This window comes from Aeromonas sp. R1-2 (genome assembly GCF_040908505.1).
GTDB lineage: Bacteria > Pseudomonadota > Gammaproteobacteria > Enterobacterales > Aeromonadaceae > Aeromonas > Aeromonas veronii.
In genome coordinates, this window is sequence record NZ_JBFODU010000055.1 from 51,145 (window position 1) to 76,430 (window position 25,286).

Consider the following 25,286-nt stretch of genomic DNA (forward strand, 5'->3'; position numbering starts at 1 on the left):
ATTACCTCAGCAGAGTGTCTGCCATGATAGCCACGATGCGGGAACAGGCCTGGCCATCCCCAAACGGATTTGCCATCTCTCGTGGCTCAAAGTCCCCGGCTTGCCATAGCTCACTGACTCGCTGGACAATGAGTTCCTCATCCGTCCCCATCAGTTGTGCGTAACCGGAATCGACAGCCTCGGGGCGTTCCGTTTCTTCACGCAATACCAGCAGTGGCACCCCATAGGTTGGCGCCTCTTCCTGCAAACCTCCAGAATCCGTCATAACCAACCATGCATCAGCGATAGCCTGTTGCATCGCCAGATAATCCAGAGGCTCAGTCAACGTGACATTGGATAAATGACCAAGCAGTGGGTAGACAACCTGCTTGATGACGGGGTTTAGGTGTACCGGGAAAAGCACTCGCATACCGGGATTGGCGGTAGCAAGCCGCGCGATGGCACGGCAGATCCCCGCAACTTCATTGCCCCAATTTTCGCGCCTGTGTACCGTCACCAGCAGATGTCCCGGTTGATCTCCTTTACGTTTGATACCGTGACGTTTGCTGGCCCATAACTGGGCATCAATGACAGTATTGCCAGTCACATGTACCCTCTCTGTCGGCACCTGTTCAGCCAACAGGCTGTCACGCGCGCGATCCGTCGGCGCCATATGCAATTGGGCAAGACGCCCAATCATCTGGCGAAGACCCTCTTCAGGAAAAGGGCGATCGAGGCGATAAGTACGCAATCCGGCCTCAACATGAGTAATGGGAACCTGATGATAGAAGGCGGTCAAGGCACCCAAAAAGGCGCTTTCTGTATCCCCCTGGACAATCACCATGTCCCACTCGACTTGCACCATCAATGACTCGAGTTGAGCACGACACCCCTGACTGAAATCAAACAAGCTGGAACCATGACGAAGCAGAGCATAATTGGGGGTAATATCAAAACAATCAAGCACTTGAACAGCCATGCTATCATGCTGACCGGTATGCACCCAGCATACATCTGCCCATGGCTTCTGCTTGAGAGCATGGTAGAGAGGGGCAAGCTTGATTATTTCCGGGCGGGTACCCGACACCATCATGATCTTTTTCATCACAAGCAACTCCATTCAAAAAATCCGAGATCACTACAGTCGGTTGAACAAATCAGTTATTAGCTGCCCTGTATGACTGTTCAAGTGACTTCAATAATTAAAAATGCTGGAGAGGATGAGAACGCAGGAGAGAACCCCCACTGACGACAGACTAAAAATACAGTCCGTGTACAAAAACAGCAGTCGCCTATCAGCACCACAAGGGTTCAGGAACGGGCCAAATTGTGCAGATATCTTGCATGAACCAGACCGGGAGCTACCTGTATCTTGTGGTGAGTCATCTAAACCTCACGAAAAGGCAGCCCAGCCATCTCTAAAGAGATCTGTAACTTTCCGGACCCGGTTCACATCGGGGGTGGCAAGGTCTCCAATTCTGTCCAAAGGATAATAATTAGTCAACTCTATAGTGTGACAACTTATTACTTCATCCATTGCACTATCAACAACATTAAAATACTGAAACATTGGGTTTACACGGATTTTTCTGCAAAATCATTACGCTGATATGATATAGCCCTGCACGGGTTGCAGGACTATATCCACATAAATGGCTCAACCTAAGGAGCCGCATCCTGCGTCAATGCTTGATGCGCTGGGCTACCCACGCTTCGAAGTCGGCCAGCATGCGGGTTTCCGACTCGCTGTTGTCGGCGATAAGCTCGGCGCCATGTACCACCCGGATATGGGCATCAAGCGGGCTTCCCTCGCCAGCCGCGGGGCGCTGCTGGGCGGCGGCCATGCAGGCTTGCGCCTGTTGCCACGCTTCGGCGGCGCTCAGGTTGCATGCCTCGGCCAGCGGCACCGCGCTGAATCCCTCGCCGGTCAGGCTGCGCAGGGTCTCATCGTGAGTCATGCCGTTACCCGGCCCCCAGTAGTGGGCAGCCAGATCCGGCCCGATGCGCGGGTTGTCGGTGAGGTAGCCATCACGCTTGAGGAAAAAGGCGCGGGTCTGCTCCACCGCCATCAGCGCCAGCAGGTAGCCGTGATAGGCGCAGGCCGACTCCTGATTAAGGAGGTGCGGAATAGCCAGCAGCGGGCGCGGGCTCTCTACCCCGAGGATCTTGCGCTCCCACTGGCGGGCCAGCGCCAACACAGCCTCGGGGGTGCGCTCGGCCTCATCCATGGCGTAGAGATCCCGCTCGAAGTAGGCCACCAGCGCGATCTGGCGCTCGTTGAAGGCACGAAACGGCTGACGCGCTTCGATCATCTCCTTGATAAGCGCATCGGGGATTGGCTCTCCCGCCGCATTTCTGGCGTAACGTTTCAGCCAATCGGCATCGTCCAGCAGGCTGTCGCAGAACATCGACTGGGTCTCGGCATAGGCCATGGAGGTGGGCGGAAACTCCTGTGAGAAGCAGGGGGCATTGCCGGTGACATTGGCAAAGTGCGCGGCGTGGCCTCCCTCGTGGAACAGGGTGTTGAGGCCACTCCAGCCGCTGCCCACCTGCGCCGGATCGGCCAGGCTGGTGAAATTGACCACCGCCGGCACCCACTCCCCCTGCTGGAAGAAGCTCGGTACCGGGCTGTGGCAGAAGCCGTTCTCGTATTTCCCCTCCCGGGTCAGCAAATCCAGGGTCAGGGTCGCACCACGATACTGGATGCCGAGCCTGCGGAAGCTCTCGACCCAATCCCGCAGTGCCCGCGAGAAGGGCACATAAGGATCTAGCTGGCGGGTCACATCACCGCTCACGCTGTAACGCAGGTTGTGGGGCAGCAGGGCCGCCTCCCCCTTGGCAACCTTCAGCTCTTCCAGACTCTGCTGCAACCGGGCGTCGGTGCGGGCAATAAAGTCGTCGAGGATGGCAAACAGCTGCTCCGGGCTCATCTGCTCGTTCTTGCGCACCTTGTAGTCGAAGTAGTCGCGATAGCCCATGGTGCGGGCAAAGCGGTTGCGGATCGCCACCACCTCGAGAAAACCGTTGCCGACCACCCACTGCTCCAGGGTGTGGAACATGGCGAGCGCGCTCTGGCGCACCGCCTCGTTCGGGCTGGCGGCGAGCGAGGTACTGGCGGCAGGCAGGCTGCCAGCGACCTGCTGGCCCTGCTCATCCAGCAGGGTCAGTTTCAGCCCCTTGCGGCGGGCGAACAGCGCCGCCTCGGCGGCTACCAGCTCATCCATCAGGGCGGCAGCGGCGGGATCTTCAATCACATTGCACTCGAAGAAGGCGATCCAGCCTTGCAGACCGCGCTTGAGATCATCCTCGTCGGCCTGCGCCAACATCTCCCGCAATTCGGGCAGACGGGCCGGATTGGCACAAAAGGCCTTGTAGGCCTGCTCGGCCGCGGTGAAACCGGCCTGATCATCGCTGGTGCCCATATAGGTGGACCAGAAGAGATCCTCCTTGCGCCTGTGCACCTGCAGGTAGTCGGCGTTGAGCTGGTTGAAGTAATTCCTGGCAATGGAACTCATAAATTCCCTCTTGTTATGGGGTCACCCGCAGCGGGGCCCACTCCTTTTTTTGAAGAAATGCCAAACCATTCACACTCTTTGGCAAAAATTGCGCAGGGATGCGCATCAACACGCTACCAAAAAGTGGGGGTTGCTGTCTGCTGACTATACTGATGTTAAAACGCTCATTTGAGAAAGCTCGGCAAGAGACTGAAAGTAAATGAGTTGTTAACTCTTACGAACTGGCTGCCGCGGTACAGAGCCACATAAAATCAACAGGGAAATGAGGGTTTAGTCATGTTCAAGCTCGGTGATATTACCGTGAGCCGCAAATTGATTTTGCTGCTCGCACTGGCGTTTGTCGGTTTTGTCTCGCTGCTACTTATCTCGGCCAACGCGCTCCAGCGCAATCTGATGAGCGAGCGAGAGGCGCGGCTCAATGCGGTACTGGAGCAGGCCATGAGCCAGATCCAGTTTCTGGCCAGCACCCTGCCAGCAGAGCAGGCCCAGCAGGAGGCGCGCAAGCTGCTGACCAACACCCGCTTTGATGGCAACAACTATTTATTCGTCATCGACGAGAACCGCACCATGGTGGTTCACCCTATCCGTCCCGAACTGGTCGGCCAGAAAATGGGTGAAGGGGGCGCCGCCACCGCCGGGCAGTTCTGGTATCAGATGGTGGATATCGCCAAAGGGGGCAAACAGGGCACTCTGCAATATGTGTGGGTCGGCCCGTCGGGTGAGACCGCCGACAAGCTCTCCATGGTCTCCGGCTATCAGCCCTGGGGCTGGATCCTCGGTTCCGGCATGCTGCTGCAGGATATTCAGCAGACCATCTGGGCCCAGTACATGAAGATGGGTACCGCCACCGCCATCGTGATCCTGCTGATGGGGCTGCTGGGCTGGCGCATCACCCACTCCATCGTCTCCCCCCTCAGCCAGATCAACCACGCCATGCAGCGGGTCGCCAAGGGGGATCTGGTAGTGAGCATCCCGGTACAGGGCAAGGATGAACTGGGAGTGGTTGCCCGCTGTACCAACCAGAGTCTCGATGCCATCCGCCACGCCCTGCTGGAAGCCAGCCAGGGGGCTCGCAACGTGGCGGATGCCGCCCTGCGCATCGCCGCCTCTGCCGAGCAGACCAATCAGGCAGTCACCAGCCAGCGGGATCAGCTGGCCCAGCTCGCTACCGCCATGAACGAGATGAGCGCCACCATCTCCGATGTGGCCGGACACGCCGAAAATACCGCGCGGGATACCCAGGAAGCGACCGGTGAAGCCGGGCTCGGCAACCGCGACGTTCACGCCAGCGTGCACGGCATCAAGGCGCTGGCCACCGAGGTGGAGCAGGCCACCCAGCAGGTCAACCAGCTCAAAGAGGGGGTGATGCAGATCAGCGAAGTGACCGCCGTCATCAGCGCCATTTCGGAGCAGACCAACCTGCTGGCCCTCAACGCCGCCATCGAGGCAGCACGGGCTGGCGAGCAGGGCCGCGGTTTTGCCGTGGTGGCCGACGAGGTGCGCCAGCTGGCCAGCCGCACTCGCCAGTCCACCGAGGAGATCCAGAGCACCATTGCCCAGCTGCAGCAACGGGCCGTCACCGCCGCCAATGCCATGGATACCAGCCGCAAACTGGCGGAGAGCAGCGTCAACCAATCCCAGCAGGCGGGGCAGGATCTCACCCTGATCGTCAACCACATCCAGCATGTGAGCGACATGGCGACCCAGATCGCGACCGCCGCCGAGCAGCAGAGCATGGTGGCCGAGGATATGAACCGCAACGTCAGCGGCATCAACGACTCGGCGCTGGAGATGTCACAGTCCGCCTCGCAACTGGCGCAGGAGAGCGAGCTGCTGGCCGGTCTCTCCCGCAGTCTGGATGAGCGACTTGCGGTGTTCAAACTGGGCAAGGAGTCCGCCGCGGCGCCGATGATGGCGCCCCTGTCTCCCCCCGCCGGCGAGCAGCACGCCCGCCATTGATGGCGTCAATCTGTGTCGCCTTGTCATCCGACCTGCCAGCTCAGCTGGCAGGTTTTTTTACGCCGCAAAACACGCAGCAAGCATGCATCTTATTGGCATATTCAACGGTATTCGACGCCATTCACAAATAAGAGAACAATTTAAAAACAGCCAGTTAGAATGATTTACGCGCCATTGGATGATGCATTTAAACATTCAACTTCAAATAGCGAATCAATGCAGTGCACAATGCTGATGGCCGAACATTTGGCCCATCACTAATCATCTAGTCATTTGGCAAACCGACCGAAAGGTCGGGACGCAAAGCCTCCGGTCTACAGACGTTTTGTCCAGGATAGCGGGGTTGCCACACGCAAGTGTGTATCGGGGAATCCCCAGGCCAACTGACTGCCCACATCTGTCGAACAGAGGAATGTATGGCAGCAAAAATCCAACTCAATCACATCGCCGCGGTGCTGGCCCTGCTGGCCAGCGGCAGCGCCCTGGCTCATGGCTACATCAGCCAACCAGAGAGCCGCAACTATCTGTGCAAAACCGGCGGCAACAGCCAGTGTGGCGGCGTGCAGTGGGAACCCCAGAGCGTGGAGGGCCCTTCCGGCTTCCCGCAGAGCGGCCCGCAGGATGGTCAAATCGCCTCGGCGGGCAGCCCGCGCTGGAGCGAGCTGAACATCCAGACCAGCGACCGCTGGACCAAGCGTGAAGTACAGCCCGGCCCCTTCGCCATCAGCTGGACCTTCACCGCCAACCACGTCACCCGCAACTGGCGCTACTACCTCACCAAGCAGGACTGGAACCCCAACCAGCCGCTCACCCGTGCCTCGTTTGACCTTAATCCCTTCTGCGTCATCGATGGCAACATGGTACAGCCGCCCAAGCAGGTGACCCATAACTGTATCCTGCCGGAGCGCACCGGTTATCAAGTGATCCTCGGCGTGTGGGAAGTGGGCGACACCAGCAACAGCTTCTACAACATCATCGATGCCAAGTTCAAAGATGGTAGTCAGCCGCCGCTGGAGTGGAGCCAGGCAGGCACCATCTACCCCTCCATCGACCTCACGGCAGGCGACAAGGCGATGACCCGGGTATTCGATGCCAACGGCGAGCGCCCCGATCTGCAGACCGTGCTGACCATCACCACTGCCGAGCAGGGCCAGAAGAACAACTGGGCCCATGCCCTCGCCAGCAAGATCAACGCCGAGCAAAGCCTGATCCGCGCCGGTCAGCAAGGAGCCGATGGCCAGTTCAATCCGGTCTACGGTATGAACCCCGTCTATCTGCATCGAGACAGCAAACTGGATCGAGTCGAGATTGACCTGCAACAGCAGCAACCGCCGGTGGTGGACAGTATCAGCGTCAGCGGTCTGGCCAGCGACTATGTGCTGGACAACGGCAAGGCAACCCTCGATTTCACCGTCACCGCACAGGGCGATCTGACCGTCTCCAACACCCTCTATGACCACGGCGGCGTAGCCAAGGGTGAAAGCAGTGCCGACATCAAGGACAGCAGCCACACCTTCACCATGGCGCTGGAAGGGCTCAAGGCAGGTCACCACCAGCTGGTGATCAAGGCCACTCCGAAAGCGGGCGGCGAGACCATCCAGCAGACCATGGATCTGATGTTCAAGGAGCAGAGCAGCGGCGAATATGACTTCGTCTTCCCGAACAACATCAAGTCCTACACCGCCGGTACCAAGGTGCAGCAGCCGAAAAATGGCAAGGTCTATCAGTGCAAGCCCTTCCCCTACAGCGGCTACTGCGTGCAGTGGGCCACCACCGCTACCCAGTTCGAGCCGGGTGTCGGATCCCACTGGCAAGAAGCCTGGATTGAGCTGAAGTGATCCGCAGCGGGTCATGACGCCATCAATACAACGGGGAGCCAGTGGCTCCCCTTCTTGTCTTCTATCTCCATTCAAATCTGGACGTCGATGGCGTGCTAGCAGCCCATAACGCCTCCCCGATAGCCTGTACGACTCTTGTGCAGTGCTCGCGATCCATCTCTCTATTGCTCATATCAGCCACTCGCACCGAGAGCCGGACGCAGACTCTGTGAGCCATGCCCCTCTGCCCCCTTGCTCGCTGTGCCATCATGGGATCAGGCTGCAACGACGCGAAAGGAAGCCGCCATGTGGATCAATGCTGAACCGGTCAACGGAGCCCTGGTCTCGCTGGCCATCGGCCTGATTATCGGACTGGAGCGGGGCTGGCAGGTGCGCCAGCTGGGGGATAACCAGCGCATCGCCGGGATGCGTACCTACGGCCTCATCGGCCTGCTCGGCGGGGTGTGCGGTTTGCTGCTGCCCACCCTGGGCCCCTGGCTGCCGCGGCTCGGCCTGCTGGCGGTGGTGATCGGCTGCGGCCTCTCGGTCTGGCTGGCCCAGCGCTGGCAAGGGGAGTTCGGCCTCACCAGCTCGGTGGCCATGCTGCTCACCTATTTGCTGGGGCTGATGTCGGTACTGCTGAGCCCGAGCGAGGCGGTGGCCTGCGCCGTGCTAGCCGCCCTGCTGATGGGGCTCAAGGGCAAGATCCAGCAGGGGATGCTGTTTTTGAGCGAAACCGAGTTCCACGCTACCTTGCGCTTTCTGCTTATCTCGCTGGTGCTGCTGCCGGTGCTGCCCAACGAGGAGATAGGTCCTCTCGATGCCTTCAACCCCTTCAAGATCTGGCTGATGGTGGTGGTGATCGCCGGCATCTCGTTTTGTGGCCACTTCGCGGTGCGGCTGCTCGGCACCCGCGCCGGGCTGGTGCTCACCAGCATACTGGCGGGATTGGCCTCCTCCACCGCCCTCACCCTGCAGTTCGCCCGCCTCAACAAGGAGCAGGGGGGGCTGGAGCGGCTGCTGGCCACCGGTATCCTGCTGGCGGGGGCCACCATGTGGCTGCGGCTGCTGGTACTGGTACTGCTCATTCACAGCGAACTGGCGATGCGCCTCGCCGCCCCGCTCGTATTGCTGGCAGCCACGGTGTACGGCTTTGCCTTCTGGTTCTGGCGCCAGCGCGAGGAGCTGACTGACGGCCCGGTACAACCGGAAACCAGCAACCCGCTCGATCTGGCCACCGCCATCAAGTTCGGCCTGCTGCTGGCGTTGATCGGCTTTATGGCAACGCTGCTGCAAGACAAGGTAGGCAACTCAGGGGTCTATCTGCTGTCGCTGGTGTCGGGGATCACCGACGTGGACGCCATCACCTTGTCGCTCTCCCAGCTCTCCCACAAGGAGCTGGCGCTGGAGGTGGCGGCCCGCGGCATCCTGCTCGCCGGTTTGATCAACTCGCTGGTGAAGGGGTTGCTGGCCCTCGGCATCGGCGGTCGCAGTCTGGGGCTGCGGGTGCTGCTCCCCTACTTCGTCTCGGCCCTGCTGATCCTCCCCCTCGTCTGGCCAGCAGGATGACGGGGATCACCTGCCAGAAGTGACAGACTGACGCCTCTCGCGCTTGTCACGTATACTGCCCCCTCTTGCAGCATGAGGAGGTAGCAATGGCGAGCGACTGGGACAAGGTACTGGCAGGCGGGGCGCTGGATGGCCAGAGCGAGGAGATAGCGAACGACCGGATCCGCGGTCAGGCGCTGCTGGCCAAGCTCAACGGTTCATCGGCGGGCGATGGCCCTTTGCGCCAGCAGATTTGCCGCGAGCTCTTTGGCCACTGCCCCGACTCCTGCTGGATCAGCACGCCGTTTACCTGCGAATTCGGCCGCAACATCCATATCGGCGAGAAGACCTTCTTCAACTTCAACGTCACCATTCTCGATCTGGGCGAAGTGCATATAGGCAGCCATGTGCTGCTGGCCCCCAACGTGCAGATCTACACCGCCACCCACACCATGAACTATCTGGAGCGACGCAACTGGACCGCCTACAACAAGCCGGTGCGGATCGGTGATGACTGCTGGATTGGCGGCGGCGCCATCATCTGCCCCGGCGTCACCATAGGGCCGCGCTCCATCATTGGCGCAGGCGCAGTGGTCACCCGCGACATCCCGGCCGACTCGGTGGCGGTGGGCAATCCGGCCAGGGTGATCCGCACCCTCAAGCAGGACGAGGAGCGCTGCTGGGAGCTGGCCCAATGATGGCGCTGGCGCTGCTGCCACTGGGTGCCGCCCTCTGGCTCGGCCTCGGCGAGCAGCAGTGGTGGCCGCTGGCCGTGTTGCTCTTCATGAGCTTGCTCACGGTGGCCGCCTACGCCTGGGACAAGCGGCAGGCGGTGCGGGGCGAGTGGCGCATTCCCGAATCCCGTCTCCATCTGCTGGAGCTGTGCGGCGGCTGGCCAGGGGCACTGGTTGCCCGCCAGTGGCTGCGCCACAAGACCCAGAAGCGCAGCTACCGGCTGGTCTTCTGGTTTATCGTGCTGCTGCACCTGACCCTGTGGGGACTCTGGCTTGGCCGCCCTCTCTGGCAGCAATAGCCACCTGGGTAACAAGGTGGTGGCTTGGCCGCCCGCTCCGGCAGCAATAGCCAACTGCATCACAAAGGCGAAACGGGCCCCATTGCGGCCAATTGGCGGCTGTGAGAAAACAGAACAGATCCCATCAGCGTTTTCGCCGTTTATAGACGACAAGGAGTCGTGACATGACCATGTGGACAGGCATAGTCCTGATCGTATTTATCAGCGTATTGTTCGGATATCTCGGCAAGCGAGCTCGCTATCAGATGGGGGATGCCCGTATCACGGATCGCCTCGGCAAGCAGGATCTGGTCATCCGGGAGCTACAGGAGCGGGTCGCCAATCTGGAGGCGATCGTCATCGAAGAGGAGAAGCGGCGCCCGTTTCGGGAGCTGTGATTTTTTCACCGCCAGGTTTCAGATACAGAGAGGGCTGCACTATGCAGCCCTCTCTCATTTCAGCAGACTCAGATTGCCAGCGGCAGCAACTCGGCATAGTCGCGGATCGCCGGAAAAGCGGTAATGATCTGCTCCGGCTTGCAGCTGTCCGGATTCTGGATCGCCAGCTGGTAGCCGATGCCATAGTCGGCGGCGGCCCGCAGGATCCGCTCGCTGTCATCCACAAACAGGGTACGGGCCGGATCGAACGCCAGCCGCTCGGCCAGTGCCTGCCAGCAGTGCTGGCTCTCCTTCGACCAGCCCAGCTCGTGGGTACTCACCATCAGATCCAGATGGTTGCTTAGTCCCAGCTGCGCATCCTTCACCGACAGGCTGGCAGGGTGGGCATTGGTGAAAAGCACCAGCTGCTTGCCCGCGGCGCGCAGCTCGGCCAGAAAGGGGATGGCGTGGGGACGCCACTGGATCTTCGCCAGCAGCTCCTGCTTGAGGGCACGAATATCGAGCCCCAGGGTCTCGCTCCAGTAATCCACACAGTACCAGTTGAGGGTACCGTTGACGGCGTGATAGTGGACGTCGATCTGCGCTTTGGCTTCATCCAGCGGCAGACCGAGCCGCTCGGCGTAACGCTCCGGCACCAGTTGCTGCCAGAGGTGGTTGTCAAAATGCAGATCGATCAGGGTGCCATCCATATCGAGCAAGACGGTATCTATCTGGTGCCAGGGCAAGGTGGTGGAGCGGGAGTGTGGCATCGGGCCTCTTGATCGCGGATCTCGGAAAACGGGGCGGCATTATAACGGATTTTTCCTCCCCCTTTGCCATCCCTGGCCCGTGGTGTTCGGTGTGAGAGTCGTTTACTCTTGAAGCACGATTTTTTAACGAGCAGCCAGCGTCCGATGAGCGACCCCCACAAGAGCAAACCCGAGCACATCTCAGCCGACCAACTGGATCACCCCAAGAGCAAGCCGGAGATCCTCAAGGCCGATATCGTCGCCGAGAGCCGACTGTTCAAGGTGGAATCGCTACACCTCAAATTCTCCAACGGCGAAGAGCGGGTCTACGAGCGGATGCGCGGCGGCAATCGTGGCGCCGTCATGGTGGTGCCGCTGTTCGATGCCCACACCCTGCTGCTGGTGCGCGAATATGCCGCGGGCACCCACTCCTACGAGCTGGGCTTTCCCAAGGGGCTGATCGACCCGGGCGAAGATGCCTTCGAGGCTGGCAACCGGGAGCTGATGGAGGAGGCGGGCTTTGGCGCCAACAGCCTCACCCTGCTCAAACAGGTGTCGCTGGCGCCCGGTTACTTCTCCAGCCGGATGGATATTTTGCTGGCGCGGGATCTCTTCCCCGAACAGCGGATCGGCGACGAACCCGAACCGCTGGAGGTGATCCCCTGGCCGCTGAACCGGATCGACGAATTGCTGGCGCGACCCGACTTCACCGAGTCGCGCAGCATCAGTGCCCTGCTCCTGGCCCAGAAGTGGCTGGCGGAGCAGGCAGAATAGCCCGCAGACGGGCAGTTAACAGACAGAGGATAACGAGATGCAGGAGTTGTTGGCCTGGGTGCCGGGGGTCAAGGAGATTGCCCGCGAAGCCGGAAGGATCCTTCACGACATCTATCACGGCGGTCAGTTCGAGCGTCAGCTGAAGGAGGATGCGACCCCGGTCACCAGTGCCGATCTTGCTGCCGATGCCTACCTCAAGCAGGCGCTCTCGGCGCTCACTCCCCACGTTCCCGTGCTGACCGAAGAGGCAGCCGACATCCCCTTCAGCCAGCGATCCAACTGGCGGCAGTACTGGCTGGTAGATCCCCTCGACGGCACCGGCGAATTTATCGCGGGTAGCGGCGATTTCGCCACCCTGATCGCCCTGGTGCGGGACAATGTGCCGGTGCTCGGGGTCATCTATGCTCCCGAGTCCAACGTGCTCTACTGGGCGGTGCGCGGCTACGGCGCCTTCAAGGAGGTGAATGGCGAGGTACTGCCCATCAGCGCCATGCATCACGAGCATGACCAGCCCGACTCGCTGGTAGTAGCCATCAGCCGCCGCCAGAAGCTGGAGAACCTCACCCGCCGCCTCAACCCGGCCATCAACTACGAGCTGATCCCGCTTGGTTCCAGCTCCCTCAAATCCTGTCTGGTGGCGGAAGGGGCAGCCGATTGCTACGTAAGGCTCGGCCCCACCGGCGAGTGGGACACCGCCGCCGCCCAGTGCATCGTCGAGGCAGCCGGTGGCCGTATCCTCAGCCTGGCGTTGCAGCCACTCAGTTACAACGAAACCGAGTCGCTGGAGAACCCTGACTTTATCGTGATGGGGGATCCGGATCTCGCCTGGGGCAACATTCTGGCCCACTAGACGAGTAGCAATATCATCACACCAGACAAGCAGGCGGCCCGATGGCCGCCTGCTTTTTCAGAGTCGTTGTCCGGGGTGATGGCCGGTGTGATCCGCTGGTCAAGGCGCTCTTGAACAGCGTGATACGCTGGCAAAGCGGCAAAATGATAGTGAAACATCACAATCGGTCGGCGAGAAATGGTACGATTTTTCACGTAATTCTGAAAACACCTGATTAGCCAAAATAAAAAAATGACAGTAGATCGAATTTTGGTTTTATATTTCACATAAATCACAAATATCAGTTTTGTTTCATTCTGCGATCCAGATTCCATTCCCAATCTCGCTGGCTAAACCCCGCAATGGCAGTGATATGTTTCAGTCTCGCTTTTTGAGAATTAAATCCCGATAAACCACAATGAACTCAGATTAAAACACTAACAAAAAGTGAATTAGTAATGAGTTTATCTGTAGAGGCTACCAAGGAGCTATCCGGTTCCTGCTCCACCACGGTCAGCACCACCCGCTGGCGCCGTCACGACACCCACTGGGTCATCAGCCTGTTTGGCACCGCCGTTGGCGCCGGCATCCTGTTCCTGCCCATCAATCTGGGTCTGGGCGGCATCTGGCCCCTCGTTATCGTCGCGGTACTGGCAGGCCCCATGACCTTCCTCGCCCACCGCGGGCTGGCGCGCTTCGTGCTCTCCTCGTCACGCCCCCACGCCGACTTCACCGAAGTGGCGGAGGAGCATTTCGGCAAGATGGCCGGTCGCCTCATCTCGGCGCTCTACTTCCTCTCCATCTTCCCGATCCTGCTCATCTACGGGGTCGGGCTGACCAACACGGTGGAGAGCTTTATGGTCAACCAGCTCGGCATGGCGACCCCGGATCGGGTGATGCTCTCCGGCGTGCTGGTGTTCGCCATGATCGCCGTGATGCTGGCGGGTGAGAAAGCGATGCTGCGCGCCTTCGCATTTATGGTCTATCCGCTGGCGGCCATTCTGGCGGCCCTCTCCTGCTACCTCATTCCCCAGTGGCAATGGCCGGAAGTGACCACGTTTGAGGGGGTCAGCTTCCTCAACACCGTCTGGCTGGCGCTGCCGGTCACCGTGTTCGCCTTCAGCCACGCCGCTGCCATCTCCGGTTTTGCCAACGTGCAGCGCCGTGAATATGGCGAGCAGGCGGAAGCCAAGAGCGGCCTGATCCTGCGCAACACCACAGTAATGCTGGTGGGCTTCGTGCTCTTCTTCGTCTTCTCCTGCGTGCTGAGCCTCTCGCCAGCCCAACTGGCCGAAGCCAAGGCCCAGAACGTCTCGGTGCTCTCCTATCTCGCCAACATCACCGACAACCCGGTGATTGTGACTCTGGGGCCGCTCATCGCCTTTATCGCCATCAGCTCCTCCTTCCTCGGCCACTTCCTCGGTGCCCGCGAAAGCCTGAAAAGCCTGATCGCCAAGCCCACCGGCCTGCCGCTGGCCAAGGCAGACAAGGTCGGCATCGCTCTGATGTTCTTCTCTATCTGGGGTGCAGCCGTCATCAATCCGGGCATTCTGGGACTGATGGAAACCCTCTCCGGCCCGGTCATCGCCATGATCCTGTTCATCATGCCGGTGATTGCCATCTACAAGGTGGAGGCGCTGGCCCGCTTCCGTCACGGCTGGACCAACGGCTTTATCCTGCTGACCGGTTCGCTGGCGGTATCGGCGCTGATCTTCAGCCTGTTGAAGTAACGACTCGCAGCAGAAAACAAAAAGAGAGGCGACCCCGGGGTCGCCTCTCTTGTCTCTGTTCGGGCGTGAACTCAGCCCAGCTTGGCGCCGTTCTCCACCGCCTGCTCGGGAATAGCCATCACCACGGCGCCATCCTGCCGGTAGAAACCGGTCAGCAGAAACTCCGACTGAAACGGGCCGATCTGCTTGGTCGGGAAGTTGACCACGGCGATGATCTGGCGGCCCACCAGCTGCTCTGGCTGGTAGAGCGCGGTGATCTGGGCGCTGCTCTTGCGTATCCCCAGTTCGGGGCCAAAATCCGCCCACACCTTGTAGGCCGGTTTGCGCGCCTCGGGGAACGGCTCAACCCGCACCAGGGTGCCCACCCTCAGCTCCACCATCTCGAAATCCTGCCAGCTAATCGTCTCCATTTCGGCTCCTGTTTATCGTGCACCTTGCATGACCCGCAGCATGGCCCAAAGAGAGAAACCTGTCTTCGGCGATCAGCCGTTTCGTTGCGGCAGGTGGCCGTTTTGCTGGCGCCAGAGGGACGGAGTGAGCCCGGTCTCACTCAGGAAGCGCTCGCCGAAGGCCCCCTGATTCTGGTAGCCGCAGCGGCTGGCAATCTCCCCAACGGGCAGTTGCGTACCAGCAAGCAGGGTACGCGCCAGCGCCATGCGCCGACTGCGAATGTAGTGGGAGACGCTTACCCCCAGTTGTTGGCGAAAGGTGAGCTTGAACTGGCTCTGGCCAAGGCAGGCGATGGCGGCGAGTTGCTGATTGGTCAGCGGGGCAGCGAGGTTGGCATCGATATGGCGTTGCACCTTGAGGATGCGGGCGGCAAGGCGTGGAATGGCTGCGCTCTGCATCCCCTGCCCTTCAGCCAGCAGGGAGAGCCACACCTGCTCCATGCCAGCCACCTGCCGCCCCTCAGCCACCATGCGGTGCAGAAAAGCGAGGTAGTGGCGCTGGGGCTCATCCAGCTCGATAAAGGGGCAGGCCGCCAGATCCCCGGGTAGCCAGTCGCTCTCCTGCACCAGAAACGAAAGCGCGGGATCGGCAGCGTAGTCGTGCCGCTCGCCGGGGGCGATGACACAGGCAGAACCGGGGGCAAGCCTGCGCCCCCGGCCCTGCACCTCGATCTCGAGGGGGCCGTCGAGGGGGATCACCAGCTGGGCAAAGTCGTGGCTATGGCTGCAGACGTGGTGGTGATAGTAGCGCAGGCTGAAGCGGGACATGGCAGATAGCAATGACGCGGCCAGGGCCGCGTCATTGGGGGTTATTCCTTGTCGAAATCTTCGATCTCTTTGCCCAGCGCTTCCATGATGGCGCGCGCTTCGGCCGGGACGCTGTCCGGTTGATCCTTGCGCAAGTCTTCGTCGCAAGGGAGCGGCTGGCCGGTGAAAGCGTGCAGGAAGGCTTCACAGAGCAGCTCGCTGTTGGTCGCATGACGCAGGTTGTTCACCTGACGGCGGGTGCGCTCATCGGTCAACACTTTCAACACCTTGAGCGGGATCGAGACGGTAATCTTCTTGACCTGTTCGCTCTTCTTACCGTGTTCCGCGTAGGGGCTGACGTAGTCGCCGTTCCACTCTGTTCCCATGACTCACCTGTTCTCATTTAGCCGTGAGCGCGGATTTTAACCCTTAAGGAAATTAATGGCAATCCAACAGCAAAGCCATTTAGACGTCTGGAAGTGTTGACGGCTTTTTTAAGCTGGCGTAGTGTGGTTGTCCATGAGCCCGCAATGGCGGGATGGCGCGTGGCAGCAAGATGCCGGCGTGTGAAGAGACATCAAGGAGAGTGATATGATCCACAAGGCCACCCTGGCGGTTCGCACCGGGATTGAGACAGACCAGCAGCACGGTGCCGTGGTGCCCCCCATCTACCTCTCCAGCAACTACACCTTTGCCGACTTTGGCGAGCCCCGTCAATACGATTATGCCCGCTCCGGCAATCCGACCCGCACCAATCTGGCGGACGCGCTGGCGGCGTTGGAAGGGGGCGCTGGCGCCGTGGTTACCGGCACCGGCATGGGGGCCATCCATCTGGTCACCACAGCACTGCTCAAGGCGGGAGATCTGCTGATCGCCCCTCACGACTGCTACGGCGGAACCTGGCGCCTGTTCGAGTATCTGGCGGCCAAGGGACACTACCGGGTGCAATTTGTCGATCAGGGGGATGAGGCCGCTCTGGCCGCCGCTCTGGCCCAGAAGCCTGCGCTGGTATGGGTCGAGACTCCCTCCAACCCGTTGCTGAGGGTGGTGGATATCCGCGCCATTGCCAGCGCCGCCCACGAGGTGGGTGCGCAGGTAGTGGTGGACAACACCTTCCTCTCCCCCCTGCTGCAACAACCGCTGGCCCTCGGTGCCGACGTGGTGGTGCACTCCACCACCAAGTACATCAACGGCCACTCCGACGTGGTGGGCGGGGTGGCGATTGCCAAAAAGGCGGCACTGGCCGAGTCGCTGGTGTGGTGGGCCAACTGTCTGGGGCTCACCTCCGGGGCGTTCGACTCCTACCTCACCCTGCGCGGCCTGCGCACTCTGGCCCCCAGATTGCGCACCCATCAGGAGAACACCGACCGCATCCTCGCCTTCCTGCAACAGCAGCCACTGGTGAAACGCATCTATCACCCCAGCCTGCCGAGCCATCCGGGCCACGATATTGCGCGCCGTCAACAGTCCGGCTTCGGCGCCATGCTAAGTTTTGAACTCGATTGCAGCGAGACAGGCATTCGCGCCTTCCTCGCGGCCCTCACCCTCTTCTCGGTGGCCGAGTCCCTCGGCGGGGTAGAGAGTCTGGTGGCCCATCCGGCCAGCATGACTCACAGGGCCATGACCCCGGCGGCGCAGCAGGCAGCAGGCATCAGCGCCCAACTGCTGCGGTTGTCGGTCGGTATTGAACACGGTGAAGACCTGGTGGCCGATCTGGCTCAGGCTTTTGAACAGGCACAGCAGGCAGAACAGGTAGCGAAGTAATGGAACAGCAGCAACAAGGAGAGATCGCGGTGGCAGCAGAAGCAGGATTGAAGCGGCGTCACGTCCACAAATTTGGTGGCAGCAGTCTGGCGGATCCGGTCTGTTATCGCCGGGTCGCCAGTATCGTTGAACAACAGGTGGGCGGGGATGAACTGATCGTGGTCTCCGCCGCCGGAAAGACCACCAACAGGCTGATCCAGCTGGTGGAGCTGGCCGAAGCGGGGGACGAAGCCGCCGGTGAAGCCATCTCTGCCCTGCAGGCCTATCAGCAGAGCCTGATCGACGGCTTGCTGGAGGGTGAACTGCAGCTTGATCTGAGCAAGCAGCTGGCCGACGACATGCAGCTGATCGCCAAAACGCTGGAGGGGCAGTTTGATCGCTTCGCCCGCAACGGCCTGCTCGCCTTTGGCGAAGTGTGGTCGGCGCGCCTGCTGGCTGCCCTGCTTACCAGTCGCGGCGACAAGGCTATCTGGCTCGATGCCCGCAGCTTCCTGCGCGCCGAGGATGGCGCTCTGGTCAAGGTGGATACCGCGCTCTCCAGCGAGCTGCTCAAGGCGCGACTGGCGGAGCATGCCGGCCGCATCGTGGTAACCGGCTTTATCGCTGCCGACATGGAGGGGCGCTCCCTGCTGCTCGGTCGCAACGGCTCCGACTACAGCGCCAGCCTGTTGGCGCTGCTGGCGGACGGCGAATCCACCACCATCTGGAGCGACGTGGCCGGGGTCTACAGCGCCGACCCGCGTCGGGTGAAAGAAGCGCGCCTGCTGGAGCGCCTGAGCCTCGCCGAAGCCAACGAGCTGGCCCGCCTTGGCTCCTCGGTGCTGCACTCGCGCACCCTGCAACCGGTGGCCGACAGCCGCCAGCGCCTCACTTTACGCTGCAGCTACAACCCGGACGAGGGCTGCACCCATATCCTGCGCCGCGCCCCCCGCTCCGGCGGCGCCCGCATCGTATCCTCGGTGGATCAGATCGCCCTCATCGAGCTGAAGGTGCTGCCGCAGACCAACTATGAGCAGACGGTGGCCACCATCGAGGCCCATCTGGCCCGTCACCGCCTCAACCCGCTCACCCTGCAGCGCCAGCCGGATCGCCGGATCCTGCGCCTCGCCTACACCCTCGAGGTGGCACAAGGCGCCTTCGAGCTGCTGCGCGACTTCCAGCTGCAAGGAAGCTTCACCGGCCTCATCCAGAAAGAGGGGTACAGTCTGGTGGCGCTGGTCGGCGCCGGTGTCACCGACAACGCGGAGCAGTGTCACCGCTTCTATCAGCTGCTGGCAGATCAACCGCTGGAGTTCGTACAGGTGGCCCGAGATGGCCTGAGTCTGGTGGCCGTGCTGCGTCAGGTAGTGCTGGAGCCGCTGCTCATCGCCCTGCACAGCGCCCTGTTCAGCCGCCCGACCCGGGTCGGACTGGTGGTGTTCGGCAAGGGAAATATCGGTGGCCACTGGCTGAGCCTCTACGCCCGTGAAAAGGCACGGCTGGAACATGAACTCAATCTGGCGCTCACCCTCTACGGGGTGTTCAGCTCGGAAGGGGGCCTGCTCGATGAAGAGGGGCTCAACCCCCTCAAGGTACAGGACAACTTCAATCCCAAGCCGCTGATCTGGCCGGAGTTGCTCTCCCAGCTTGAACAGCACGGCTTCGATGCGCTGGTTGCGCTGGACATGACCGCCAGCGAAACGGTGAGCCGCTACTATCCGGATTTTGCCCAGTTCGGCATTCATATCATCGCCGCCAACAAGTTTGCCGGTGCCGCCGACAGCGAGTTCTACCAGCGCATCAAACAGACCTGCCGTGACCATCAGGTGCAGTGGCGCTACAACGCCACCGTGGGAGCCGGGCTGCCAATCCAGTCCAGCATCCAGATGCTGCGCCAGAGCGGTGACCGTATTCAGGGGGTCTCCGGTATCTTCTCCGGCACCCTCTCCTGGCTGTTCCAGCAGTATGACGGCTCCCGCCCCTTCTCCGAGCTGGTGGACGAGGCGTGGCAGCACGGCCTGACCGAACCGGATCCCCGTGAAGATCTCTCTGGTCAGGATGTGCGTCGCAAGCTGCTTATTCTGGCGCGAGAGGCGGGCTTCGAGCTCGACTCCGCCGATATCGAGCTGGAGAATCTGGTGCCCGTTACGCTGCGCAAGGTGACCGCCGATCAGTTCATGGACAGACTGAAAGAGCTGGATGGCCCGATCCAGACCGCCTTCGAAGGGGCCAAGCGCCTCGGCAAGGTGCTGCGCTACGTGGCCCGCTTCGAGCATGACGGCAAGGCACGGGTCGGACTGGAGGCGCTGGAGCCCCATCACCCGTTTGCCAACCTCTTGCCGTGCGACAACATCTTCGCCATCGAGAGCGACAGCTACCGCACCAACCCGCTGGTGATCCAGGGGCCAGGGGCGGGTCGGGAAGTGACCGCCGCCGCTATCCAGTACGATCTGTGGCAGATCTGCGCCAGCCTCTAAGGCTGATATGCAAAGGGAGCAGCACCTCAGCTCCCGCGCACAATAAAAAAGCCCGAGTCGATGACTCGGGCTTTTTGCTGAATGCTGCTTCGATTAGGAGAAGCAGGCCTGCAGCACATAGAAGATCGCGATAGCCAGAATGGCACCGGCAGGCAGAGTGATGATCCAGGAGACCACGATGTTGCGCAGTACCCCCAGGTTCAGCGCCGCAATGCCGCGCGCCAGACCGACACCCATCACTGCACCGACGAGGGTCTGGGTGGTGGAGATGGGCAGACCGGTGCCGGAGGCAATCACCACGGTCGCGGCAGTCGCCAGCTGGGCTGCGAAGCCACGGCTCGGGGTCAGGTGAGTGATGCCGGTACCGACCGTCGCCATCACCTTCTCGCCCATAGTCGCCAGACCGATCACGATACCGATACCGCCGAGGGGCAGGATCCACCAGGCAATGGCAGCCTGACTGGAAATCTCGCCACCGGAAGCCACGATCGAGGCCACCGCAGAGAGCGGGCCAATGGCGTTGGCCACATCGTTGGAGCCGTGGGCAAAGGCCATGGCACAGGCGGTGATCACCATCAGGATGCCGAACACCTTCTCCACGTTGGCGAAGTGCATCTTGCTGTCATCCTGCGGGTTGTACTTCTGACCGCGAATGTAGATCCAGCCGGCAAACGCCACTGCGATGGATATGGCGATGGAAAGCAGAATGCCCTCGCCATCGCTCAGGTGCAGACCGACGTGGGTCAGCCCCTTCTTGATGGTCACCAGACAGATCACCAGCGCAGTCAGGAACATGTAAAACGGCACATAGCGCTTGGCGTTGTTCAGGGGATCATCGGTGTTGAAGATAAGCTTTTGCACGCTGATGAACATGAAGTAGGCGATGACACCTGAGATGGCCGGTGTGATGACCCAGGAGCCGACGATGCCGCCAAACTTGCTCCACTGCACCGCTTCCGGGCCAATGCTCACCACCGCGAAACCGACGATGGCGCCGATGATGGAGTGAGTGGTGGAAACAGGCCAGCCGAAGTAGGAGGCGAGGATCAACCAGGCGCCTGCCGCCAGCAGGGAGGCGATCATGCCGAGCACCAGCAGGTCCGGGCTATCGACAAACGCATTGCTGTCGATGATGCCGTTACGGATGGTGGCCGTCACTTCGCCACCGGCCAGATAGGCGCCGGCAAACTCGAAGATCATGGCAATGATGATCGCCTGACGGATGGTCAGGGATTTGGTGCCGACCGATGTCCCCATGGCGTTGGCTACGTCATTCGCGCCAATGCCCCAAGCCATCAAAAAGCCGAACAAGGCCGCCACGAGCACCAGAGTGGTGCCGTAATTCGCGATAATGTCCATTAGTAGTGTTTACCCAGTCAGTCGATTACGAACGAGCCAGCATCAGTTCCAGACGGGCGCCTACGCGCTCGGCCTGATCTGCCAGGTCACCTACCCATTCGAGGATCTTGTAAAGGAACATCACATCGATCGGATTGTAATTGTGCTCAACCGCTTGCAGCTGTTGGCGCAGTCCGATCTGCATGGTGTCTGTATCGTCCTCGATCAGATCCAGCTGGTGGATCATCTCGGCAACCATTTCCACTTCCCGTCCTTTGAAGCCGGTCTCGAGCAGCTCGTCGAGCTCCCCGATCGCTTTCTCGGCCTGAGCGGTCGCATCAATACAACGTTTGAGGTAAGCCATGAAATCCGTCCGCATTTCGGCGGGGAACTCCATGCGACGACCAAGCATGCGGCCGGAGATATCCTTGGCACGGTTGGCAATCTTGTCTTGCTGGGTCAACAGCTCCAGCAGGTCGGTACGTGCAACCGGCAGGAACAGGCCGCGAGGCAGTTTCAGACGGATTTCACGCTTGAGGGTATCTGCCTCTTTTTCCAGTTGGGCGATCTGCTGCCGGATCTTCTCGGCATCTTCCCAACGGTCTTCGGCAACGGCGTCAAAGAAGGGAACCAACTGCTGGGAGCACTGGTGAACCTTGACGATATGCTTCTGCAGCGGCTTGATGGGGGACTTGGCAAAAAGCCCCAAAATAGTATTTACTGGCATGGCCAAACCTGTGTCGGTGAAAAAACACTCGATACGATTTTATGAGGCGCGCATGGTAACCGAACTGCGCCCTCAATTAAACCGCGAATTAATCTAGTCGTCTCGCGGGCATTATATCCCCGCGACCCGAATCCTGCCCCCCAAAGTTGCCTGCCAGCCCGGAATGACTATGCAAACTGAGATCGAGATAAAGTTTTTTGTCGCCCGCGACATTCAAGCCAAGTTATCCAACCTGCTGAATTCTCTTGAGATTAAAGAATCATCACAACAGCAGCTCGGCAACGTCTATTTCGACACGCCGACCCTCGACCTTCGTCGTCTGGACATGGGGCTGCGCATTCGCCGCTGCGACGCCTTCGCCGAACAAACCATCAAATGCCGCGGCCAGGTGGTGGGCGGCCTGCACGCCAGACCCGAGTACAACACCCCCGTGAGCGGCGATCTGCCGACCCTCTCGGCCTTTCCCGATGAGATTTGGCCGACTCTGACCGAGCGCGACCACATTCAGCAGCAGCTGGTCGCCCAGTTTCGCACCGACTTCCTGCGCCGCCACTGGCTGATCGCCTTCGAGGGAGCCGAGATTGAGCTGGCCTGGGATCAGGGCGAGATAGTCGGCAGCCAAGGCAGCACCACCATCAACGAACTGGAACTGGAGCTCAAATCAGGCGCTACCGCGGCGCTGTTTGCGCTGGCCCAACGCCTCGCCAGGATCGGCGGGCTGCGCCTTGGCGCCCAATCCAAGGCCCAGCGCGGCTATCGACTAGCTGGTCTTGGCAAACAGCTGTCCCTGCAGGCGCTGGTCGAGCATGAAGGTATGGATGGCATAACGGGGGTAAGCGAGGGGCTGCGTCACTGGCAGCATCACGAGCAGCTCTGGCTGGAGCATCCTCAGGATAAAGGCATTCAACAGCAGGCACTCGCGGCCCTGTGCCAGGGGATCGATCTGGTCGCCCGCACTGCGGCCGCGCTGCCACAACCCGCACCTTGGCTGCCAGCTCTGACCAGCCTGCACGCCCATCTGCAAGCCCAATCGGACGAGCATGACGAGTGGCCTGCCGAGCTGGCCGATCTCTTCCTCTATCCGGCATATGTCGAGTTGCAGCTGGCCATCGCCGCCTGGCTGCATCACGCAGCCTGAGCGTGGCCATACCGGTACTAAAGGTCGGAAATAAAGACCGGAAACAAAAGCCGAAAACAAAACGGGTGAGCCTTGGCTCACCCGTTTTGCATTACAGCAGGTTGAGCTGCTGCATGGCGCTGCGAATGCGCTCGCGAGTCGCCTCCGACAGCGGCATCACCGGCAGTCGGCACTCCTCGCTACAGAAACCGAGCAGGGAAGCGGCATATTTGGCACCAGCCGGGCTCGGCTCGGCAAACATCGCCTGATGGAGCGGAATGAGCTTGTCTTGCAGCTCACGCGCTTCTTGCCACTTGCCCGCCAGCGTGAGGTTCTGCACCTCGGCTACCAGCTTGGGGGCCACGTTGGCGGTCACAGAGATACAGCCCTGACCGCCGCCGATGTTGTAAGCAACCGCAGTGGCATCTTCACCGGAGAGCCAGGCGAAAGGCTTTTTGATCAGCTGGCGCTCGGTCCAGGGGCGGGCCAAGTCGCCAGTGGCGTCTTTCACCCCGGCAATGCGCGGCAGTTCGGCCAGACGGGCCAGGGTCGCCGGTTGCACGTCGACGATGGCGCGCGGCGGGATGTTGTAGACGATGATCGGCTTGGCGGTGGCATCGTGTACCGCCTTGAAGTGGTGGTAGAGCCCCTCCTGATTGGGACGGTTGTAGTAACCGGCCACATGCAGGGTGGCATCAGCCCCCACCCGCTCGGCATGGAGGGTGTACTCGATGGCTTCGACCGGGTTGTTGGAACCGGCCCCGGCAATCACCGGAATGCGACCTGCGACCTGTTTGACCACCAGCTCCACCACTCGGCAATGCTCGTCGTGGGTCAGGGTCGGACTTTCCCCCGTGGTACCCACCGGCACAATGCCGTGAGTGCCCTGTTCGATATGCCACTCCACCAGACGCAGCAGCGCCTCTTCATCCAGCTTTCCCTGTCGAAACGGGGTGATCAACGCAACGATTGAACCTTGAAACATGGGATCTCCTTCTCCTAAATGACGCGCATATGGCAATAAAAAACCCCGGTACGATGTGCGCAACCGGGGTTTGAAGCTTCTCAGGGATGAGAGGTTACGCGCGAACGTCGGCAGGCCCGAATTTCAGGCTTTTTTTGTGCTTTCGTTTCAACCCGTTGAACCGCATTTCGTCATCTCTGGTCAAAAAATGGTGTCTGGGCATATTTCGGGAACACGGCATAAATGTCAAGGCGAAAGGGGCTATGTATAATGGCCGCCCAAAATTGCGTGGAGAGACCCGATGAGCAGCCCAATCAGTGCCGTCAGCCAGATGCTGGAACGAAACCAAGCCCTCTTTGTCGGCAAGCGGCTACTTGTCTGTGGCGCGCTGGAGGATGACTACCCCCGCCAGCTGGCGAGCCTGGCCCAGACCCTGACCGTCTTTACCACCGATTACTGCTACTACCGCAGCCAGCAGGCCGCCCTCGGCGAGGCTATCCTGTTCGACCACCAGCTTGGTGGCGTCCCTCGCTTCGATGCCCTGTTGCTGCTGATGCCCAAGGCCAAGGCCGAGGCACAATATCTGCTGGCCATGATGACCCCCTTGCTGGAAGCGGGTGCCGATCTGTTCCTAGCCGGAGAAAACCGCGGCGGCATCAATGGCGCCGACAAGCTGCTGGCCCCCTATGGCGAAAAGCCGATCAAGCGCGATTCGGCCCGCCGCTGCTCCCTCTATCACGGTGAGCTGAGCAAACAGGTCGCCCCGTTCGATCTGGATAGCTGGTTTGGCCGCTACCAGTGCAAGGCCGGTGATACCGAGCTGACCGTGCTGGCGCTGCCCGGCGTCTTCAGCGCCGCCGAGCTGGATCTCGGCACCCAGATGCTGCTGGCCGCAGTGCCACCGATGAAGGGCGAACTGCTCGATTTTGGCTGCGGCGCCGGGGTAATTGGGTCTGTGCTGGCCAAGCGCAATCCGGATCTGCGGGTCAACATGGTGGATATCAGCGCGCTGGCGCTCGAATCGAGCCGCCGCACCCTGGCAATCAACGGTCTGCAGGGCAAGGTCACCGCTTCCGATGTCTATTCGGATCTCTCCACCCGTTTCCAGCACATCGTCTCCAACCCGCCATTCCATGCGGGTCTCAAAACCTTCTATGCGGCAACCGAGCAGTTCCTGGCCAAGGCACCTGAATTTTTGCTGCCAAATGGTTCGCTGACCATTGTTGCCAACGCCTTCTTGCGCTACCAGCCTATACTGGAGACACACTTCAAACGGACTGAAGTGATCAGCAGTGATGCCAAATTCAAGGTCTATCTGAGCAAAATGTAAATAAGTGTAAGCAGCACAATAAAACAGCTAGAGAGCGCCATCCGGCATCTGATAAGGTATTAAGCACACGATAAAAACCACCCCTTTAGGGGTGTTTTTATACCG

General features: G+C 60.6%; 23 protein-coding genes and 1 riboswitch. Of the genes, 13 read left to right on the top strand and 10 right to left on the bottom strand.

Features of this window, described 5'->3' with window-relative positions:
- Position 1: 1 nt before the first annotated feature.
- Positions 2 to 1,099, bottom strand: a complete 1,098-nt coding sequence (gene wecB / locus AB5Y76_RS19020) for a non-hydrolyzing UDP-N-acetylglucosamine 2-epimerase (protein WP_115522694.1) — start codon at positions 1,097 to 1,099, stop codon at positions 2 to 4.
- Between the two features lie 562 nt (positions 1,100 to 1,661).
- Entirely contained in the window at positions 1,662 to 3,494 is a 1,833-nt protein-coding gene (locus tag AB5Y76_RS19025) for a M3 family metallopeptidase (protein ID WP_263718493.1), read from the bottom strand.
- A 276-nt stretch (positions 3,495 to 3,770) separates the two neighbouring features.
- Here AB5Y76_RS19025 and AB5Y76_RS19030 point away from each other — a divergent pair, with 276 nt between their 5' ends.
- The 6 genes from AB5Y76_RS19030 (at position 3,771) to AB5Y76_RS19055 (ending at position 10,228) form a co-directional block, all read left to right on the top strand.
- Positions 3,771 to 5,453 (top strand): methyl-accepting chemotaxis protein, encoded by a 1,683-nt coding sequence (locus AB5Y76_RS19030; protein WP_263718496.1) that lies wholly within the window; start codon positions 3,771 to 3,773, stop codon positions 5,451 to 5,453.
- Positions 5,454 to 5,718: 265 nt separating this feature from the next.
- A riboswitch (cyclic di-GMP riboswitch) is annotated at positions 5,719 to 5,804 on the top strand.
- Between the two features lie 65 nt (positions 5,805 to 5,869).
- A complete protein-coding gene (gene gbpA, locus AB5Y76_RS19035) occupies positions 5,870 to 7,291 on the top strand; it encodes an N-acetylglucosamine-binding protein GbpA (protein WP_263718497.1) in 1,422 nt (473 codons plus the stop codon).
- Between the two features lie 285 nt (positions 7,292 to 7,576).
- A complete protein-coding gene (locus AB5Y76_RS19040) occupies positions 7,577 to 8,839 on the top strand; it encodes a DUF4010 domain-containing protein (RefSeq protein WP_263718499.1) in 1,263 nt (420 codons plus the stop codon).
- An 86-nt stretch (positions 8,840 to 8,925) separates the two neighbouring features.
- Complete coding sequence (locus AB5Y76_RS19045; RefSeq protein WP_263718501.1) at positions 8,926 to 9,516, top strand: sugar O-acetyltransferase; 591 nt, start codon at positions 8,926 to 8,928, stop codon at positions 9,514 to 9,516.
- Positions 9,513 to 9,851 carry a DUF1294 domain-containing protein gene (locus tag AB5Y76_RS19050; protein ID WP_167570795.1) on the top strand — a complete coding sequence of 113 codons (339 nt, stop codon included), beginning with the start codon at positions 9,513 to 9,515 and terminating at the stop codon, positions 9,849 to 9,851. Before AB5Y76_RS19045 ends, AB5Y76_RS19050 begins: the two co-directional genes overlap by 4 nt.
- 164 nt (positions 9,852 to 10,015) lie before the next feature.
- The gene (locus AB5Y76_RS19055) at positions 10,016 to 10,228 is read left to right on the top strand and encodes a hypothetical protein (protein ID WP_005348798.1); all 213 of its coding nucleotides are present in this window, start codon (positions 10,016 to 10,018) and stop codon (positions 10,226 to 10,228) included.
- A gap of 68 nt (positions 10,229 to 10,296) precedes the next feature.
- On the opposite strand, the gene yrfG is transcribed toward AB5Y76_RS19055, so the two are convergent.
- A complete protein-coding gene (yrfG, locus tag AB5Y76_RS19060; RefSeq protein WP_263718507.1) occupies positions 10,297 to 10,977 on the bottom strand; it encodes a GMP/IMP nucleotidase in 681 nt (226 codons plus the stop codon).
- Between the two features lie 144 nt (positions 10,978 to 11,121).
- Between yrfG and nudE the strand changes: the two genes are divergently transcribed.
- Together nudE and cysQ are read left to right on the top strand one after the other, a co-directional pair.
- Positions 11,122 to 11,730 carry an ADP compounds hydrolase NudE gene (gene nudE / locus AB5Y76_RS19065; protein WP_005340262.1) on the top strand — a complete coding sequence of 203 codons (609 nt, stop codon included), beginning with the start codon at positions 11,122 to 11,124 and terminating at the stop codon, positions 11,728 to 11,730.
- A 37-nt stretch (positions 11,731 to 11,767) separates the two neighbouring features.
- Entirely contained in the window at positions 11,768 to 12,580 is an 813-nt protein-coding gene (gene cysQ, locus AB5Y76_RS19070; protein ID WP_005357849.1) for a 3'(2'),5'-bisphosphate nucleotidase CysQ, read from the top strand.
- On the opposite strand, the gene AB5Y76_RS19075 is transcribed toward cysQ, so the two are convergent.
- The gene (locus AB5Y76_RS19075) at positions 12,577 to 12,894 is read right to left on the bottom strand and encodes a hypothetical protein (protein ID WP_263718515.1); all 318 of its coding nucleotides are present in this window, start codon (positions 12,892 to 12,894) and stop codon (positions 12,577 to 12,579) included. The genes cysQ and AB5Y76_RS19075 overlap by 4 nt on opposite strands.
- Positions 12,895 to 13,017: 123 nt before the next feature.
- Between AB5Y76_RS19075 and AB5Y76_RS19080 the strand changes: the two genes are divergently transcribed.
- Positions 13,018 to 14,289, top strand: coding sequence for an aromatic amino acid transport family protein (locus AB5Y76_RS19080; protein ID WP_120414716.1), 1,272 nt, complete (start codon positions 13,018 to 13,020; stop codon positions 14,287 to 14,289).
- A 71-nt stretch (positions 14,290 to 14,360) separates the two neighbouring features.
- Here AB5Y76_RS19080 and AB5Y76_RS19085 read toward each other — a convergent pair whose 3' ends face one another.
- The 3 genes from AB5Y76_RS19085 to metJ all read right to left on the bottom strand — a co-directional run bounded on the left by AB5Y76_RS19085 (position 14,361) and on the right by metJ (position 15,871).
- On the bottom strand, positions 14,361 to 14,699 hold the full coding sequence (locus AB5Y76_RS19085; protein WP_115522684.1) for a tRNA-binding protein: 339 nt from the start codon (positions 14,697 to 14,699) through the stop codon (positions 14,361 to 14,363).
- A gap of 72 nt (positions 14,700 to 14,771) precedes the next feature.
- On the bottom strand, positions 14,772 to 15,506 hold the full coding sequence (locus AB5Y76_RS19090) for an AraC family transcriptional regulator (RefSeq protein WP_263718521.1): 735 nt from the start codon (positions 15,504 to 15,506) through the stop codon (positions 14,772 to 14,774).
- Between the two features lie 41 nt (positions 15,507 to 15,547).
- Positions 15,548 to 15,871 (bottom strand): met regulon transcriptional regulator MetJ, encoded by a 324-nt coding sequence (gene metJ, locus AB5Y76_RS19095; protein WP_005340251.1) that lies wholly within the window; start codon positions 15,869 to 15,871, stop codon positions 15,548 to 15,550.
- 205 nt (positions 15,872 to 16,076) lie between these two features.
- Between metJ and metB the strand changes: the two genes are divergently transcribed.
- Together metB and AB5Y76_RS19105 are read left to right on the top strand one after the other, a co-directional pair.
- Positions 16,077 to 17,249 (top strand): cystathionine gamma-synthase, encoded by a 1,173-nt coding sequence (gene metB, locus AB5Y76_RS19100; protein ID WP_263718524.1) that lies wholly within the window; start codon positions 16,077 to 16,079, stop codon positions 17,247 to 17,249.
- Positions 17,249 to 19,705 (top strand): bifunctional aspartate kinase/homoserine dehydrogenase II, encoded by a 2,457-nt coding sequence (locus AB5Y76_RS19105; protein ID WP_263718525.1) that lies wholly within the window; start codon positions 17,249 to 17,251, stop codon positions 19,703 to 19,705. The genes metB and AB5Y76_RS19105 overlap by 1 nt, the downstream gene beginning before the upstream one ends.
- A 93-nt stretch (positions 19,706 to 19,798) precedes the next feature.
- Here the strand turns inward: AB5Y76_RS19105 and AB5Y76_RS19110 are convergent, their stop codons facing one another.
- Complete coding sequence (locus AB5Y76_RS19110; RefSeq protein ID WP_005343043.1) at positions 19,799 to 21,064, bottom strand: inorganic phosphate transporter; 1,266 nt, start codon at positions 21,062 to 21,064, stop codon at positions 19,799 to 19,801.
- A gap of 25 nt (positions 21,065 to 21,089) precedes the next feature.
- On the bottom strand, positions 21,090 to 21,770 hold the full coding sequence (locus AB5Y76_RS19115; RefSeq protein WP_005340244.1) for a TIGR00153 family protein: 681 nt from the start codon (positions 21,768 to 21,770) through the stop codon (positions 21,090 to 21,092).
- 169 nt (positions 21,771 to 21,939) lie between these two features.
- On the opposite strand from AB5Y76_RS19115, the gene AB5Y76_RS19120 reads away from it, so the two are divergent.
- Entirely contained in the window at positions 21,940 to 22,908 is a 969-nt protein-coding gene (locus AB5Y76_RS19120) for an inorganic triphosphatase (protein ID WP_263718527.1), read from the top strand.
- 91 nt (positions 22,909 to 22,999) lie between these two features.
- On the opposite strand, the gene dapA is transcribed toward AB5Y76_RS19120, so the two are convergent.
- Positions 23,000 to 23,872: a 4-hydroxy-tetrahydrodipicolinate synthase gene (gene dapA / locus AB5Y76_RS19125; protein ID WP_043820620.1), complete on the bottom strand. Its 873-nt coding sequence runs from the start codon at positions 23,870 to 23,872 to the stop codon at positions 23,000 to 23,002.
- 280 nt (positions 23,873 to 24,152) lie between these two features.
- Between dapA and rsmC the strand changes: the two genes are divergently transcribed.
- On the top strand, positions 24,153 to 25,181 hold the full coding sequence (gene rsmC, locus AB5Y76_RS19130) for a 16S rRNA (guanine(1207)-N(2))-methyltransferase RsmC (RefSeq protein WP_263718528.1): 1,029 nt from the start codon (positions 24,153 to 24,155) through the stop codon (positions 25,179 to 25,181).
- The last annotated feature ends 105 nt before the right edge of the window (positions 25,182 to 25,286 follow it).